At 75.8% G+C, this 16,188-nt stretch carries 12 protein-coding genes and 1 pseudogene; 6 read left to right on the forward strand and 7 right to left on the reverse strand.

Annotated features, from left to right (window positions below):
• Positions 1-134: 134 nt before the first annotated feature.
• A complete protein-coding gene (locus DSM104329_RS19050; protein ID WP_259311434.1) occupies positions 135-1,391 on the reverse strand; it encodes an ArnT family glycosyltransferase in 1,257 nt (418 codons plus the stop codon).
• Positions 1,388-2,716, reverse strand: coding sequence for a pyridoxal phosphate-dependent decarboxylase family protein (locus tag DSM104329_RS19055; protein WP_259311435.1), 1,329 nt, complete (start codon positions 2,714-2,716; stop codon positions 1,388-1,390). Before DSM104329_RS19055 ends, DSM104329_RS19050 begins: the two co-directional genes overlap by 4 nt.
• Positions 2,717-2,806: 90 nt before the next feature.
• Here DSM104329_RS19055 and DSM104329_RS19060 point away from each other — a divergent pair, with 90 nt between their 5' ends.
• Both DSM104329_RS19060 and DSM104329_RS19065 read left to right on the forward strand, forming a co-directional pair.
• Complete coding sequence (locus tag DSM104329_RS19060) at positions 2,807-3,745, forward strand: VOC family protein (protein WP_259311436.1); 939 nt, start codon at positions 2,807-2,809, stop codon at positions 3,743-3,745.
• The gene (locus DSM104329_RS19065) at positions 3,742-4,395 is read left to right on the forward strand and encodes an alpha/beta hydrolase (RefSeq protein WP_259311437.1); all 654 of its coding nucleotides are present in this window, start codon (positions 3,742-3,744) and stop codon (positions 4,393-4,395) included. The genes DSM104329_RS19060 and DSM104329_RS19065 overlap by 4 nt, the downstream gene beginning before the upstream one ends.
• Here DSM104329_RS19065 and DSM104329_RS19070 read toward each other — a convergent pair.
• Together DSM104329_RS19070 and nicT are read right to left on the reverse strand one after the other, a co-directional pair.
• On the reverse strand, positions 4,376-6,151 hold the full coding sequence (locus DSM104329_RS19070) for a glycoside hydrolase family 2 protein (RefSeq protein ID WP_259311438.1): 1,776 nt from the start codon (positions 6,149-6,151) through the stop codon (positions 4,376-4,378). The genes DSM104329_RS19065 and DSM104329_RS19070 overlap by 20 nt on opposite strands.
• Positions 6,148-7,271 (reverse strand): annotated as a pseudogene (nicT, locus tag DSM104329_RS19075) (Nickel transporter NicT). Before nicT ends, DSM104329_RS19070 begins: the two are co-directional and overlap by 4 nt.
• A 242-nt stretch (positions 7,272-7,513) precedes the next feature.
• Between nicT and DSM104329_RS19080 the strand changes: the two are divergent.
• Both DSM104329_RS19080 and DSM104329_RS19085 read left to right on the forward strand, forming a co-directional pair.
• The gene (locus DSM104329_RS19080) at positions 7,514-8,872 is read left to right on the forward strand and encodes an NAD(P)/FAD-dependent oxidoreductase (protein WP_259311440.1); all 1,359 of its coding nucleotides are present in this window, start codon (positions 7,514-7,516) and stop codon (positions 8,870-8,872) included.
• Positions 8,873-10,930: an aminodeoxychorismate synthase component I gene (locus DSM104329_RS19085; protein WP_259311441.1), complete on the forward strand. Its 2,058-nt coding sequence runs from the start codon at positions 8,873-8,875 to the stop codon at positions 10,928-10,930.
• Between the two features lie 13 nt (positions 10,931-10,943).
• On the opposite strand, the gene DSM104329_RS19090 is transcribed toward DSM104329_RS19085, so the two are convergent.
• Positions 10,944-12,833 carry an alpha/beta hydrolase gene (locus DSM104329_RS19090; RefSeq protein WP_259311442.1) on the reverse strand — a complete coding sequence of 630 codons (1,890 nt, stop codon included), beginning with the start codon at positions 12,831-12,833 and terminating at the stop codon, positions 10,944-10,946.
• Positions 12,830-14,140 carry a TIM44-like domain-containing protein gene (locus DSM104329_RS19095; protein ID WP_259311443.1) on the reverse strand — a complete coding sequence of 437 codons (1,311 nt, stop codon included), beginning with the start codon at positions 14,138-14,140 and terminating at the stop codon, positions 12,830-12,832. The genes DSM104329_RS19090 and DSM104329_RS19095 overlap by 4 nt, the downstream gene beginning before the upstream one ends.
• Positions 14,141-14,273: 133 nt before the next feature.
• Between DSM104329_RS19095 and DSM104329_RS19100 the strand changes: the two genes are divergently transcribed.
• Positions 14,274-15,146, forward strand: a complete 873-nt coding sequence (locus DSM104329_RS19100; protein WP_259311444.1) for a DUF4344 domain-containing metallopeptidase — start codon at positions 14,274-14,276, stop codon at positions 15,144-15,146.
• Between the two features lie 29 nt (positions 15,147-15,175).
• Positions 15,176-16,012, forward strand: coding sequence for a DUF4344 domain-containing metallopeptidase (locus tag DSM104329_RS19105; RefSeq protein ID WP_259311445.1), 837 nt, complete (start codon positions 15,176-15,178; stop codon positions 16,010-16,012).
• Here DSM104329_RS19105 and DSM104329_RS19110 read toward each other — a convergent pair.
• On the reverse strand, positions 15,990-16,178 hold the full coding sequence (locus tag DSM104329_RS19110; protein WP_259311446.1) for a hypothetical protein: 189 nt from the start codon (positions 16,176-16,178) through the stop codon (positions 15,990-15,992). The genes DSM104329_RS19105 and DSM104329_RS19110 overlap by 23 nt on opposite strands.
• Positions 16,179-16,188 lie beyond the last annotated feature (10 nt).

A 16,188-nucleotide genomic window follows, 5' to 3' on the forward strand; every position in this document is an offset into this window, starting at 1 on the left:
TCATCGGGGCAAGCCCCAGGTCGGAAGGGGCGCCGGGCCGCGACACGTTCGGCCGGGCCGGGGAGATCGACGCCCCCGGACGCACGCCGCGAGGGCCCCTGTGCAGGCCACGGGGACCCTCGTGTCGTCCTCTCTCACGCCCACGCGCGGCGCCGCCCGATCCTCCGGACGAGCTCCACGGCCGCGAGCGCGGCCAGCACCACGAGCGGGATCTCCGCCGCGGCGCGGAAGCGCGAGGCGCCATATGTCACCGCCGTGAAGGCGACGACGAGCACGATCGGCGCGGCGAGGACGGCGAGCTCGGCCCGGGAGCGCCGCCACAGCAGCACGGCGCCATACCCCGCGAGCGCCAGGACGACCCACGTGCTCGCGAGCGTCCACCATCCCCACCGCAGCGGCTGGCCGAAGACGAACGCGTCGAGGCGGATCGAGTCGCGCGGCTTCCAGAGGCTCCAGGTGCGCAGCTCGCGGACGACGACGACGACCGCGACGCGTCCGGCGTGATCGCGCGCGTAGTCGACGGCCTCGCGGCGCCAGCGCTCGGACTGCACGGCCTCGTTGGGCGAGAGCGCGCGGCGCTGCCCGGAGGCCAGCAGGCAGCCGAGATCCCAGGAGCCCTGCAGCGGCCCGGAGCCGTACGTCGACCGGCAGTTGGCCCCCGCGAGCGCCGAGCCGACGTTCGTCGAGAGCAGCACCGGCCGGTCCATCGCGGCGCTCGAGTGGATCGCCCAGGGCGCCACGACGATCGCGCAGGCGCCCAGCGTCGCCGCGACCCGGGCGCCCGTCCCCGGCCCGCCGCGCCGGCACAGGGGCAGCGCGAGGAGGATGAGCGCGAGCCCCTCGCCCCGGGTCAGCGCGGCGAGGGCCACCGCGACCCCGAGGAGCGCGGCATGCGCGACGGTCGGCCGTTCGAGCACCCGCAGCGCGGCGAGCAGCACCCCGACGATGGTGAGCCCGTACAGCGCCTCGCTGAACAGCGTGCTCGAGTCGCCGATGAGCGGCAGGTAGATCGCCGCCATCCCAGCCGCGGTGGCGCCCGCGACCTCGCCGGCCAGGCGCCGTGCGATGAGGCCGATGCCGCCGACCGTCAGCGCGCCGAGCAGGCACCCGATCGCCTGGTGCTGGCGGAAGCTGTCGAGGCCGAGCTCCGAGCCCGCCGCCAGCAGGAGCGGGAACAGCGGCGGGTGGAAGGCGGTCGGCGCGCCCACGCGTGCGCCGGTCCGCGGCGGGCTCGTGAAGCCGAGGCCGTCGGCGAGGCGGTTGGCGACGCCGTGGTACCAGGCGGGGTCGCCGCCCGTGCCCACGATCGGCGACGCCGACGCGTACCACAGGCGCAGCGCGAAGGCGAGCGCCATGAACCCGAGGATCGCGACGACGAAGCGCCGCGTCATCGGGTGTCGAGCACCGCCCGCACGCAGCGCCGGACGTCGTCGTCGGTCGTCGACCAGTTCGAGAACGACAGGCGCAGCGCCTCGCGCCCGCGCCAGACGGTGCCGCCGAGCCAGCACGTCCCGTCCGCCTGGATGCGCGCGACGTGGTCGGGCGGACCGGCGACGAGGACCTGGTTGAGCACGACCTCGTTGAGGACGTCCATCCCGCCGTCGCGCAGCAGCCGCGCCGCGAGCGCGGCCTGATCGCAGCAGCGCTCGACGAGCTCGGCGACCCCGCGCCGGCCCAGCGCCCGCAGCGCTGCGTACACCGGCACGGATCGGGCGCGGCGCGACGCCTCGGGCACGAAGTGCGCGGGCTCGCGCCGGGCGCCGGCCGCCTGGAGATACGGCGCGGCGACGACCATGGCCTGCGAGTGCGCGACCGGGTCGGACACGACGGCCAGCGCGCAGTCGTAGGGCACGTTGAGCCACTTGTGCGCATCGACCGCCCACGAGTCCGCGCGCTCGCGTCCGGCCACGAGGCCCGAGAAGCGCGGCGACGCCGCCGCCCACAGGCCGAACGCACCGTCGACGTGCAGCCAGGCGCCGTGCGCCGCGGTCAGGCGCGCGATCGGCTCGAGCGGGTCGCATGCGCCCGTGTTGACGTTGCCGGCCTGCGCGCAGACGATCGCCGGCCCGTCGCGCCCGTCGAGCGCCGCGGCCAGCGCGTCCGGGTCCATCGCCCCGTCGGCGTCCGCGGCGACCCGAGCGACGCGCTCCTCCCCGAGCCCGAGCATGCGCAGGGCGTTGAGCACCGTGACGTGGACCTCGTCGCCGACGACGACGTCGATCTCCGGAGCGGCGAACAGGCCGCGACGCTCGACGTCCCACCCCTCCTGCGCGAGCACCGCGTGGCGGGCCGCAGCCAGGCAGGTGAAGTTCGCCATCTGCGCACCGGTCGTGAAGCCGACGCTCGCGCTCGCCGGCAGCCCGAGCAGTTCGAGCGCCCACCCGGCCGCGACCTCCTCGGCGGCGGCGACCGCCGGCGAGCTGACCTGCAGGCCGGCCATCTGGTCCCACGCGGACACGAGCCAGTCGGCGCCGAGGGCGACCGGCAGGGAGCCGCCGGTGACGAAGCCGAGGTAGCGCGGTCCGGCGGACGCCACGATCCCGGGATCGGCGTCCGCGGCGAGCTCCTCGAGGACGGTGAGCGGGTCCTCACCCTCGTCGGTCAGGGCCCGGCGCAGCGCGGGCGCCTCGCGGCCGCCGACCGGCCGCTCGCGAAGCCCATCGAGGAACCCTCGCGCGAGCGCGTATGCGCGACCCAGGACGTCGTCGCCGACCACGGCGCCACCGTACCGGCACGCAAGTAGTTGCAGACGCAACTACTTCTCGCTATCATCTCCTTGAAGAGAGACGAGACGAGGGAGGATCCGATGAAGCTCGAGGGACTGCACCACATCACGATGATCACGGGCGACGCCCAGCGGAACGTCGACTTCTACGCCGACACGCTCGGATTACGGCTTGTCAAGACGACCGTCAACTTCGACCAGCCGAGCGCGTACCACCTCTACTTCGGCGACGAACAGGGCTCGCCCGGGTCGATCCTCACCTGGTTCGAGTTCGACGGCGCCCAGCCCGGCGAGGCCGGCATCGGCATGATCCACACGCTGCAGCTCGGGGTCCCGTCCGAGGCCGCGGTGGACTTCTGGGCCGAGCGCCTCGACGCCCGCGGCGTCGCGAGCGTCCGCACCGCCGACCGCCTGCGCTTCGCCGACCCCGACGGCCTGGCGCTCGAGCTCGTCGCCGCCGACGACGGCAACCCGCCCCTGCGCGCCGAGCATCCCGACGTCCCCGCCGAGCACGCGATCACCGGCGTCGAGGGCGCCCGCGCCTACAGCGCGTTCGCGCCGGTCGAGGAGAAGCTGCTCACCGACGTCCTCGGGTTCACCTACCTCGGCGACGGCGAGTACCGGCTCGCGGGCCGGGAGCGCCATTTCCACTGGGCCTACGACCAGGCCGACCGCAGCGGCGAGCAGGGCGCGGGCACCGTGCACCACATCGCCTGGGCGTCGCAGGACGACGATCACCTGAAGTGGCAGGGGCGCGTCCGCGAGGCCGGCGGCTTCGTCACCGACGTGCGCGACCGCGACTACTTCGACGCGATCTACTTCCGCGAGCCGCGCGGGATCCTGTTCGAGATCGCCACGCTCGGCCCGGGCTTCGCGGTCGACGAGGACCCCGAGCGCCTCGGCGAGGCGCTGCGCCTGCCCAAGCAGCACGAGCACCTGCGCGAGCGTCTCGAGCAGACGCTGACGCCGCTGGTCAACCCCCGCGCCGCCCGGCGCGGGGCTGCCGCGAGCGCGGCATGAGCCCGCTCGCCCACCGCGAGCGCCCGGCCGCCGGCGAGCCGGCCGGGCTGCTCGTCCTGCACCACGGTCGCGGCGCCGACGAGCACGACCTGCTCGGCCTTGCCGACGTCCTCGACCCCGACCAGCGGCTGCACGTCGTCACGCCGCGCGCGCCGCTGACCCTGCCGGGCTCCCCCGGGCACCACTGGTACGTCGTGCCGCGCGTCGGCTTCCCCGACCACGACACGTTCCACGCCGCCTACCGCGAGCTCGCGGGCTTCCACGACGATCTGTGGCAGCGCACCGGCCTGACCCCCGGGCAGACCATGTTCGGCGGGTTCTCCATGGGCTCGGTGATGAGCTACGCGCTGGGACTCGGGCCCGACCGCCCCGCGCCGGCCGGGATCCTCGCGTTCGCCGGGTTCGTCCCGGTGGTCGACGACTGGCAGCCGGACCTGGCGGGCCGGCCCGACCTGCGGGCGTTCATCGCCCACGGGCGCCGCGATCCGGTGATGGACGTCGCGTTCGCCCGGGCGGCGCGCGATCTGCTCGAGGCCGGACGGATCGCCGTCGAGTACCACGAGTCCGACGCCGGCCACTTCATCGACCCGGCGCACATCGGGCCCGCGGCGCGCTGGCTCGGCGCGACGCTCAGCGAGCCGGCCGCGTAGCCGCGAACGCGGCGCGCACGTACGCGACCGCCGGCTTCGGCGTGCCGTCGAGGCGGAACAGGCCCTTCTCGTTGAACGGCGGATGCGGGCGCGGGTTGCCGCCGTCCCAACCGGGCCGGACCGCGAAGTCGCGCAGCGCCCAGACGAGCGACCCGCCGAGCACGCCGCTGCGCGCGAAGGCGTCGAGCGATCGGCGCAGAAACCGGGTCTGGAACGCGTACGTGCCCTTGCGCGCGGCGGGACCACGCCGGTTGGCCTCGGCGCCGAACTCGGTGACGAACAGCGCCTGCGCGGGGAAGCGGGCGCGCAGCCGGCGCAGGTCGGCGAGCAGGTCCCCCGGCAGCGAGCCGCCGTACCAGCCGACGTAGTCGTTGATCCCGATCGCGTCGAGGCCGCGCAGCGCGCCCGGAACGGCGTCGAGGGGGCGCAGCGGGACGTCGGCGGCGACGAGCCGCGTCGCGTCGAGCCGGCGCACGAGCGCGGCGGCCGCGGCCAGGTAGCGGGCCTCGGCCGACCCGCCGCGCAGCGTCTCGTTCTCGACGCTCCAGGCCATCACCGAGGCGTGGTTGCGGTCGCGGCGCACGAGCGCGTCGAGGTCGCCCAGCGCCCGGGCGCGCAGCGGGCCGGCGAGCTCGCGCCCGCTCAGCCGCCACACCGGGACCTGATCCCAGACCACGATCCCGAGCCGGTCGAACGCCTCCAGCAGCGCCGGGTGCAGCGGGTAGTGGGCGCGGGTGAAGGTCGCGCCGAGCGAGGTCAGCTCCTTGACGAGCCGCCGGCGGTCGGCCGGCGTGAGCGCGGCCCCGTGTGCGGCGGTCTGCTCGTGCAGGCTCGCGCCACGCAGGTCCAGCGGCCGGCCGTTGAGCAGCGCGCGCCCGGCCTCGACGCTCCAGCGCCGCACCCCGAAGTGCGCGACGGTCTCCTGCCCGCCGGTCAGCGTCAGGCGCGCCTCGTAGAGCGCGGGAGCGCCGGGCTCCCAGACGCGGGCGCCGGGGATCGACAGGGCCGCGGCGATCGGGGCGCTCGCGCCGGGCGCGACGGTGCCGAGGTCGCCGGAGACCGTCGTCGCGAAGCCGCCCGGGCCCGTGACGTCGAGCGTGTAGGAGAGCGGCGCGGCGGCGCCCGTCGTGTTGACCGCCCGCGCCTCGACGCGAACGGGCGCGGGCGAGCCCGGCGTCGCGACGACCCGGAGATCGCGGGCGTCGAAGGTCGTCAACCGCCGCAGGTAGACCTCGCGCAGGATGCCGCCGGAGTTCCACCACCCCGTAGGCCGTCCGGCCGGCGGCAGCGCCGTCCGGCTCATCCGCCCGTCGACGCGGACGACGAGCTCGTTGCGCCCCGGCCGGATGCCGGTCGCGGGCAGCTCGAAGGCGAGGAACGCGCCGTCGTGGCGGCCGAGCCGGCGTCCGTTGAGCCAGACGTCCGCGCGCCGGTTGACCGACTCGAAGCGCAGGACCCAGCCGGTGGCGCCGGCGGCGGGCGGCAGCGTGAAGGCGTCGCGGTACCAGCGCACCCCCGAGCGAAAGCCCCGGTCGCTGAGATCGCGGGGGCGGATCGCGTTCGGGATGCGGACGGGACGGTAGGGCCCGGCGCCGTCGCGATAGCTCCAGCCCGAGTTCAGCAGGTAGCGCCCGCCGGGGCCGTCGGCGTACAGCGCCCGCTCGGCCGGCACCGCCCCCGCCGGCACGCCCGCCGACACGCCCGGCGCGAGCACGGCGACCAGCGCGACGGCCACGGCGACGGCGATCCGCTTCACATGCGGTCCAACCCCGCCCAGCGCTCCTCGATGCGGCCCAGCCGCCAGACGGCGAGCGCGACGGCCCAGGTCACGACGAACAGGCCCACGATGAAGTACCCCACGACGTTGAGGTCCACGTTGGAGACCCAGGACCAGAAGCCGCCTTCCAGGCGGAGGCGCTCGGCCGCGATCGACAGCAGCTCGATCGTGCCGACGATGAACGCCACCACCACCGACAGCCCGGTGATCGTGAGGTTGTAGTAGACCTTGCGCACCGGGTTGGAGAACGCCCAGCCGTACGCGAAGTTCATGAACGAGCCGTCGATCGTGTCCAGCAGCGACATGCCCGCGGCGAAGAGGATCGGCAGGCAGAGGATCGCGTAGAACGGCAGCCCGCTCGACGCGGCGCCGGCGGCCAGGAACAGCAGTGCGACCTCGGTGGCCGTGTCGAAGCCGAGGCCGAACAACACGCCGAGCGGGTACATCTTCCAGGAGCGGTCGATGCGCCGCGAGCAGCGGCCGAGGATGCGGTTCATGAGCCCGCGCGACTCGAGCTGCTGCTCGAGACGGTCCTCGTCGAACTCGCCGCGGCGCATGCGCCGGAAGATCCCGAAGATGCCGAGCAGGATCACGACGTTGATCGCCGCGATGACGTAGAGGAACAGACCCGAAACGCTCGTGCCGACCAGGCCCGCGACGTCGTGCAGCGTCGAGCCGTCCTCGGAGACCTGGCCTCCGAGCGCGCGCACGCCGAGCGCGAACAGGAAGGCGAGCACGAACACGACGGTCGAGTGGCCCAGCGAGAAGAAGAAGCCGACGCCCAGGGGCCGCTGGCCGTCGGCCATGAGCTTGCGGGTCGTGTTGTCGATCGCCGTGATGTGATCGGCGTCGAAGGCGTGGCGCAGGCCGAGCGTGTACGCGGTGATGCCGAGGCCGAGCCCGAACACCGCGCCGTCCCCCAGGTCGAAGTGGCGCGGCACGACGAGCAGCAGCAGGATCCCGAACCCCGCCACGTGCAAACCCGCCACCACCGCGGTCAGCCCCCGCCCGCCCGACGCCATTCCGCGGGCGTCAGCGCCCCGCGGGCGCGCCCGAGCCGGGACGTGCGAGGACCTGCAGGACCGGACGACGCTCCCATGATCGACCTCCGTGGTCTTGACGCCGGCCGAGGGGGTGGTGCCGGCCGCGAGGATGACTCGGCAGCATTTCGCGCGACGCGTCCGCGCGGATCACTACGAGCCGCGAATGGGCGTGCCCGCGCGCCCGCGGATGTGGGCGGCGGCGCCGATCGACCTTGGTCAGCGGCCGCTTCACGGCGCCGGCGCCGGCGGCCCGCTCACGGAGCTCGCGGCCCGGGCCGGGCATAGACTCGCTGGCCCCATGCCCGTCTCGTTCTGGATGCGCCGGCTCGAGCCGCTGCCGCCCCCGCGGCCGCCGCTCGACGGCGACCGCGACGCGGACGTCTGCATCGTCGGCGCCGGCTACACCGGCCTGTGGACCGCGTACGAGCTCAAGCGCGCGCAGCCGGACCTCGACGTGGTCGTGCTCGAGTCGCGCTTCGCCGGGTTCGGCGCGTCCGGGCGCAACGGCGGGTGGGTGCTCGGGGACCTGGCCGGCTCGCGCGAGCGCTGGGCGCGCGGCCCGGCGGGGAGGGCCGGGGTGACGGCGCTGCTGCACGCGGTCCAGGCGGCGGTCGACGAGGTCGGCGCGGCCGTCGACCGCGAGGGCATCGCATGCGACTTCGTCAAGGACGGCTCGCTGCAGGTGGCGCAGTCGGAGCTCGAGCTCGAGCGCGTGAGGGGCATCGTCGAGGAGGAGCGCCGCTGGGGGCGTGACACCGAGCTGCTCGACGGGCCGGACGCGACGAAGCGGGTCGCCGTCGACGGCGTGCTCGGCGCCGCGTTCACGGCGCACTGCGCGCGCGTGCAGCCGGCGAAGCTCGTGCGCGGGCTCGCGGACGCGGTGCAGCGCGCCGGCGCGACCATCCACGAGAGCACCCGGGTGACCTCCATCGCCCCGGGTGCGGCACACACCGCGGCGGGCGTCGTGCGGGCCCGCCACGTCGTCCGCGCGACCGAGGGCTACAGCGCGCGCCTCGACGGCCACCGCCGCGTCCTGCTGCCGATGAACAGCGCGATGATCGTCACGGAGCCGCTGGACGCCGGCGTCTGGGAGCAGGTCGGCTGGGCGGGCGCCGAGACGCTCTCCGACGCGCGCCACCGCTTCGTCTACCTGCAGCGCACCGCCGACGGCCGCGTCGCGATCGGCGGGCGCGGCGTCCCCTACCGCTTCGGCTCGGGCACCGCCCGCGAGGGACCGGTGCCGGCGCGCACGATCGACGAGCTGCGCACCCGGCTCGCCGAGCTGTTCCCGGTGCTACGGGACGCGCCGATCGACGACGCCTGGCACGGCATCCTCGGCGTGCCGCGCAACTGGTCGCCGTCGGTGGGCCTCGACCCGACGACCGGGATCGCCTGGGCCGGCGGCTACGTCGGCGAGGGCGTCGCGGCGGCGAACCTCGCGGGCCGCACGCTTCGCGACCTGCTGCTGGGGCGCGACACCGAGCTGACACGCCTGCCGTGGGTCGGCCCCGCGGCGCGCCGCTGGGAGCCCGAGCCCCTGCGCTTCGCCGGCGTCCAGGCCGTCTACGCGCTGTACGCGGCCGCCGACCGGCGCGAGCGCGGGACCGGCCGCCCGTCGCTGACCGGCCGCCTCGGCCACGCGATCGCGGGGCACTGAGTGGGCCGGACGGGCGCGCGGCTCGTCGCCGAGCCGCTCGACGTCGACTGGACGCCCGCCGAGGCGGTGCTCGCGCTGCGCGGCGACGACCGCCCGTTCGCCCTGACCGGCGCGTGGGCCGGCAGCCGCGCCGTGCTCGGCTCGCAGCCCATCCGGGTCGCCGGGCCGGACGAGGACCCCTTCGCGGTCCTCGACGAGCAGCCCGCGGTCACCGGCGCCGGGGAGCACCGCGGCGCGGTCGGTGGCGGCTGGTTCGGCCATCTCGGCTTCGCGCTCGGCCACCTCGTCGAGCGCCTGGCGCCCGCGCCGCCCGCGCGCACCGCGCTGCCGCCGTTCGCCCTGGCGTTCTACGACCACGTCCTGCGCCTCGACGCCGACGGCCGCTGGTGGTTCGAGGCGCTCGAGACCCCGGAGCGCGCCGAGGCGCTGGTCGAGCGGCGCGCGCGGCTCGCGGCGCGCCGGCCCGGCGCGCCGCGCCCGTTCCGCGCCGGCCCGTTCGTCCCGGCGCCGCCCGGCGCGGCGGGGCTGCGGGCGGGCGTGGCGGAGTGCGTGGAGCGCATCCACGGCGGCGAGCTCTTCCAGGCGAACCTCACGATGCGCATCGAGGGCCCGTTCGCGGGCGACCCGCTCGACGCGTTCGCCGCCGGCCTCGCCCTGGAGCCCCGCCACGGCGCGCTGTTCGCCGGCCCCTGGGGCGCGACGGTCGGCCTCTCCCCCGAGCTGTTCCTGCGCCGCCGCGGGCGCGAGGTGGTCACGCGGCCGATCAAGGGCACGATCCGCCGCGACGCCGACGAGGACGGGGCCCGCCGCGCGCTCGTCGGCTCGGCGAAGGACCGTGCCGAGAACGTGATGATCGTCGACCTGATGCGCAACGACCTCGGCCGCGTCTGCGCGTACGGCAGCGTGCATGCCGGCGGCGCGCCGGTGGCCGAGGCGCACCCCGGCGTCTGGCACCTCGTCTCCGAGGTCCGCGGCCGGCTGCGCGACGGCGTCGGCGACGGCGAGCTGCTGCGGGCGACCTTCCCCCCGGGGTCGGTGACCGGCGCGCCGAAGGTGCAGGCGCTGCACGTGATCGCCGAGCTCGAGGGCGCCGCGCGCCACGTCTACACCGGCGCGGTCGGGTTCGCGAGCCCGGTCGCGGGGCTCGAGCTCAACGTCGCCATCCGGACGTTCGAGGTGCGCGACGGGGTCGCCTGGATCGGCGCGGGCGGCGGGATCGTGGCGGACTCCGACCCGGACGCCGAGGTCGCGGAGGCGCTCGGCAAGGCGCGCCCGCTCATCGCGGCGCTCGGCACCGAGCTGCGGCCGGGCCCGCTGCGGGGTGGGCGTGTGCCGGCGCCGCGGGCGCTGGCGGGGGGGCGGCGACGGCCCGACGCGGCGCTCGGCGTGATCGAGACGCTCGCGGTGCTGGACGGCCGGCCGGTCGAGCCGGAGGCGCACCTGGCCCGGCTGCGCGCGAGCGTGGAGGAGCTGTACGCGGCGGCGCTGCCCGGCGACCTCGCCGAGCGGACCGCGAGCTCCGCCGCCGGCGCGGGCGACGGCTACGCCCGCCTGCGCATCGACGTCGTGCCCGGCCGGCTGGGATCGGTGGACGTGGAGGTCGCCGTGGCGGGCGCCGCCCACCCGGCCGCGGGCGCGGCGCCGGTGCGCGTCGAGCCGGTGCGGCTGCCCGGCGGCCTGGGGCCGCACAAGTGGCGCGACCGGCGCCTCGTCCAGGCGCTGCAGGCCGAGCTCGGCGCGATCGCGCTGCTCGTCGACGCCGACGGCGCCGTGCTCGAGGCGGCGATGGCGAACGTCTGGCTCGTCGAGGGCGACGAGCTCGTGACGCCCCCGGCGGACGGGCGCATCCTGGCCGGCTGCACGCGCGCCCGCGCGCTCGCCCTCCCGCAGGCGCGCGAGGAGGCGTTCGGCCTGGACCGCCTCGAAGCGGCCGACGGCGTCCTGCTGACGTCGTCGATCGCCCTGGTGCGGGTGGTCGACTCCGGGCGCGCCGCGCCGCCCCTCCAGCCGGTCGCGGCGCTGCGCGACGCGGTCGGCGCGGCGGTCTTCGCGGGGTAGGCCGCGCGCCGCGTCAACCCGTGCGCACGACCTCCTGGACCGCGCCCCGCACGGAGCGCGCCGGCAGGTGCACGCGGCGGCCGCCGAGCCGGCCGGTCATGCCCCGGCGGCGGTCGAAGCGCAGGACGCCGTCCATGCGCCCGGGGCCACTGACGCGCACCGCGCCCCGGTACCGGCCGAGCTGGGAGTCGATGCGCCCGCTCACGCGCACGCCGGGCACCCAGCTCACGCCCCGCAGGACGAAGCCGGTGCGGCCGGCGATGCGCCAGCTCCCGGCGCGCAGCCCGCCGCCGCGCCGGTCGGGGAGGCCCGACGCCTCGAGCTCGAGGTCGGCCTCGCGCGCGTCATGGATCGCGCCGACCGCCGCGGTCAGGACGCGCCCGCGCAGGCCGCCGGCGCGAGGTGCCGCCGGGGTCACGGCGAGCGAGGCCGGCGCGATCGGCTGCGGCGGCACGCCGTACCACGATCGCGCGCACGGGTCGCCGACCCGGTGGCCGGCGAAGAAGCGGGTCAGCGCGCGGCGCACGCAGCCGTCCACGTCGCTGTCGATCTCGTCGTGTCCCGAGCCCGGGACCACCACGAGCTGGGCGCGCGGGATCTGGGCGGCGAGCGCCCGGTCGTTCTCCAGCGGCGTGCGCACGTCGAGGGAACCGCCGAGGATGAGCGCCGGCACGTCCGGGAGCGGCGCGGCGACCGGGCCGGCGACGCGGCCGACCGGCCAGCGCAGGCACTGCCGGTCGACGCTCATGGCGGCGACCAGCGGCCGGCTGAACGGCCCGAGCCGCGCCTCGGGGGCGGCGGCGACCGCGGCGTCCACGAGCGCGGGACGGTCGGCGAGCGGCGTGGTCAGCGCGTAGGCCAGCCGGGTGTCGGCGCAGGTCGTCGCGACGTTGAGGCCGAGGCTGAGCTCCCGCGTGCCGAACGGCGCTCCGATCGCCGGGCGGATCAGCCGCAGCAGCGGAGCGGCGTCGCCGGCGAGGCCCGACCGCACGGCCGCGGGCATGGCGGCCTGCAGGTGCCCGTTGAGGTCGCCGGCCACGATCAGCGCGGCCAGCCCCGGGGCGGTGAGCGTGCGTGCGACGCGGCGGCCGCGCCCGTCCACGACGAAGCCGCGCAGCGGGGCGGCCTCCAGGCGCGCCGCGAGCGCGCGGACGTCGCCGAGCGGGTCGTCGGTGATGCCGCGGCAGCGCCCGTCCGAGCACTGGTCGGCGAGGATCCGGGGCAGCGGGCCCCACGAGTCCAGCAGCAGCGCGTCGACGCCCTGGGGCCCGACGGAGGAGTCGAGGACCAGGCGGTCGACCCGCGCCGGGTAGCGCCGCGCGAACTCGGCGGCGACGTACGTGCCGTACGACGTCCCCTGGATCGAGAGGCGCGGGGCGCCGAGCGCCCGGCGGAACGCCTCGATGTCGTCAACCGTGTCGGTCGTCGAGTAGAAGTCGCGGCGCGGCCCGAGATGGCGCGCGCAGGATGCGCTCAGCGACCGGTAGTCGGGCACCAGCGCGCGGGTGCGCTGCAGGACCGGGCAGCGCAGCACGCCCGAGTCTCCGGTGCCGCGCTGGTCCATCAGCACGAGCCGGCGGCTGCGCAGGGCGGGTGCGAGCGTCTGCTCGTAGGCGGGCCCGAACGCCACCGCGCTCTGCCCCGGGCCGCCGGACAGCGCGAGGAGCACCCCGGCGCCGCGCCGCGGCGCCGACCGCTGGCGCGCCACCCGCAGCGCGACCGTCCCCTTCACGACCCCCGTGCGGTCCAGCGGGACCTGCAGGCGCGCGCACTGAAAGCCCGCGAGCGCCGGCCGGCAGCCGTGCCACCGCAGGCCCGCCGCCGGGGCGGCGGGCGCGAGCGCGAGCGATCCTGCGAGCGCGAGCGCGGCCACGGCGGCACCCGCCGCGACCGCCCGCCTCACACCGCTCCGCTGATCGTGCTCTGGGTCGCGCCGACCACGCGCCAGGGCGTGGCGTCCGCGCCGTCGAGGGCGAACGTCCAGCGCTCGGTCCAGCGCGAGACCCCCTCGCGGGAGCCCTCCAGGACGGCGACCGTGTTGCGGTCCTCGACGTACCGGCGACCGGAGAGCGCGATCTCGACGACCATCCGCGGCGGCTTGGCGTCGCCGTCGAGGGTGACGAGCGTCATGCGCTCGAGCTTCGGGCCACGTACGACGAGGCGGGCGGTCTGGCCGCCGCGCGGGTACAGCAGCTCGCTCGTCGCCTCGGCCGACGCCACCGCCAGCAGCGCGTCGTCCTCGCCGTCGACCGCCTCGGCCCACGCCGCGAGCGCGCGGCGCGCGGAGGTCTCGAGCACGTCGGGTGCGAAGCGTCCGTCCACGAGGCTCAGGTCGAGCGCCGCCTTGCGTCCGTCGCCGGCGTAGTCGAGATCAACGAGCGAGGCGATGTCGACGCCGTCCGGCGCCGCGTCCGCGCTCGCCCGTTCGATGACCGCGTCCTCGCGCAGCCGGTCGTCGCCCCACGGCGAGGCGACGAGGTCCGACGAGAGGTTGTGCTCGCCCTCCGCGAGCTGCTCGATCGACAGCAGCGCCCACCGGCCGTCGCGCTTGCCGAGCGTCCAGTACTCGCGCAGCGTCGTCGTCTCGCTGCCGGACTGCTTGCGCTTGATGTGGTTGCCGTGGCGGTCGACGACGATGTCGACCAGGGTCGCCTCGACGAGCACGCAGACGCGGTCCTCGGCGTCGCTCTCGCGGTTGACCAGGCCGACGTAGTGGATGCCGGGCTCGCCGGCGACCGTGACCTGGTTGTGCCAGCCCTTGCGGTCGAAGTCGTCCAGGCGCAGCCCCCACTCGGTCATGAGCGACTTGCTGACCATGCCGTTCAGCGCCTCGCGGTTGCGCGCGGTCCAGGCCGCCTGGATCGCCGTGAACAGCTCGCGCGCGTCGCGCTCGACGGTCTCGGAGTCGAAGGCGGCGTCGTCGGCGGCGGCTTCCGCGGCGGCGAGGCGGACCTGCCGCACGCGGGCGTCGCGGCGGCGCCGGCGGCGCCGCTCGCCGACGACGCCGAGGATGATCGTCCCCGCGAAGAACAGGACGACGAGCAGGATGATCACCAGGCTCATCCCGCCGCTGACCGAGCCGGAGCCGCTGCTGCCGCCGCCGCCCGAGAACCCTCCGCCGCCACCGCCGCCGCCCCCGCCGCCGAAGCCGGACGAGCCGCCGCCCGCCGCGCCGAGGGCGGCGGGCGCGAGGACGAGCAGAGCGGACAAGGACGTTGAAGCGGCAATCAGGCGGCGCACGATGTGGCACCATTGCAGGCCTTGCGGCCGGGAACAAGCCGGGCCGGTTCATGGACGAACGTCTGACTCCAGAAGGCCCCCGAAGCTGTCGATGCGATCCCCGATGCCCGCCCGCCTGACCGCCGCGCTCTGCGCGCTCACCGCCGCCGTCGCGCTCGCGATCGCCGCCGCCCCCGCCTCCGCCGACACGGATGGCGGCGACTTCGTCATCGAGTACGGGCACTTCAACAAGGCCAACCGCAAGGCGGCGAGCATCCTGCGCCGCTCGGGCGCCATGGAGGCGGTCGCCGCCGAGATCAACGCCCGCTGGGCGCTCCCGGCCGACGTCCCGATCTACATCTCCGACGAGATCCCGGTCGGCCCCGCGTTCATCCCCGACCTCACGCTCGACGACGGGACCGTCGTGCCCGACTTCATCGCGGTCCCGGGCAAGTTCCTCACCCTCGAGCTCAAGGAGATGCGCCGCCAGCTCAAGGGCGTGCGCGGGATCACCCCCGCCGAGGCGATGATCGCGGCCAACGAGTTCGTCGTGGCCCACGAGATGGGCCATGCCCTCGTTCATTCGCTGACCCTGCCGGTGACCGGCAAGGAGGAGGACGCGGTCGACGGCTTCGCCGCGTACCTGCTCGCCGACAACCCGAAGTTCGGACCGTTCACCGCGTTCAGCGCCGCCATGTTCTTCGACGCGATCGCCCGGCTGCGCGGCCGGCTCACCGCCGCCGACTTCGCCGACGAGCACTCGATCCTCGAGCAGCGCGTCTACCAGTTCCTGTGCTGGATCTACGGCAGCGACCAGCGGCGCTTCAAGTCCCTCGTCACCACGAAGCTGCTGCCGCGCGCCCGCGCGGTGCGCTGCGGGGACGAATGGAAGCAGGTGACCACCTCGTGGGGCACGCTGCTCGCGCCGCACGCCCTCGCTCCCGCACCCCCCGCGGCGCCCCCCGCGCCCGCGCCTGCGCCCGCGCCCACGCGCTGAACCGCCCCGACTCGAAGGAACCGCCTCACATGCGTACCCGTGTCGCTGCCGTCGCCTGCACGCTCGTCGCCGGAGCGGCCGCCGCGTTCGCCGCCGCCCCCGCGTCAGCCGCGGACGAGCCCGCCGGCTTCGTCGTCGAGTTCGGCCGGTTCGAGAAGGCCAACCGCCATGCGGCGGGCATCGTCCGGCGGTCGGGCGCGATGCAGGCGGTGGCCGACGAGGTCAACGCCCGGTGGAGCCTCCCGTTCACCATGCCGGTGCTCTTCTCGGACCAGATCGCCGACGGGCCGGTCTTCCTCACCGGTCTCGACATCACGGGCGACGACGGGGCGAAGATCACGTCGCTGATCAACTTCCCCGGCCCGTTTCTCAACATCCAGCTCGAGAACGTCCGCAAGCAGCTGAAGGGCGTGAAGGGCGTGACGGTCCGCCGGGGCGTCGTGTCGGCCGTGCAGTTCGTGCTCGCCCACGAGATCGGGCACGCGATCATCCACGAGTTCCGGCTCCCGGTGCTCGGCAAGGAGGAGGACGCGGCGGACGGCTTCGCCGCGTACCTGCTGACCGCGAACCCGAAGTTCGGTCCGCTCACGGCGATCAGCGCCGCCGCGGTGTGGGACTCGCTCGCGCCGATGAGCCGCCGGCTCGACGAGTCGGACTTCTCCGACGAGCACTCGTTCCCGCGCCAGCGGATGTACCAGTTCCTGTGCTGGGTCTACGGCAGCGACACCAAGCGCTTCAGGGCGATCGTCGGCCGGGACGGGCTGCCGAGGCAGCGCGCCGCGCGCTGCGGCCGCGAGTGGCGGGAGATCAACGCGGCGTGGGACACGGTGCTCGCGCCCCACGTCAGGACGCCGGCGGCGAGCTGAGGCGCCGCTCGTAGCCCGGGCACGACCCCACGGGGATGCGCGGGTACTTCGGGAACGCCGGGTCGGTCCTCGCGCGCAGGCACATCGAGAACACCGAGCCGCGCGTGGTGCCGATCAGCTTCTGATGGCGGCAGGAGTCGCACAGGCCGGCGGGCGGGTTGGGCACAGGCCGGAGA

This window comes from Capillimicrobium parvum, from assembly GCF_021172045.1.
In the GTDB taxonomy this organism is placed as follows: Bacteria; Actinomycetota; Thermoleophilia; order Solirubrobacterales; family Solirubrobacteraceae; genus Capillimicrobium; species Capillimicrobium parvum.

Coding starts and splice junctions, on each gene's coding strand:
- DSM104329_RS19100 (WP_259311444.1), top strand. CDS start 14,274: ATGCCCGCCCGCCTGACCGCCGCGCTCTGCGCGCTCACCGCCGCCGTC.
- DSM104329_RS19050 (WP_259311434.1), bottom strand. CDS start 1,391: ATGACGCGGCGCTTCGTCGTCGCGATCCTCGGGTTCATGGCGCTCGCC.
- DSM104329_RS19080 (WP_259311440.1), top strand. CDS start 7,514: ATGCCCGTCTCGTTCTGGATGCGCCGGCTCGAGCCGCTGCCGCCCCCG.
- DSM104329_RS19060 (WP_259311436.1), top strand. CDS start 2,807: ATGAAGCTCGAGGGACTGCACCACATCACGATGATCACGGGCGACGCC.
- DSM104329_RS19105 (WP_259311445.1), top strand. CDS start 15,176: ATGCGTACCCGTGTCGCTGCCGTCGCCTGCACGCTCGTCGCCGGAGCG.
- DSM104329_RS19065 (WP_259311437.1), top strand. CDS start 3,742: ATGAGCCCGCTCGCCCACCGCGAGCGCCCGGCCGCCGGCGAGCCGGCC.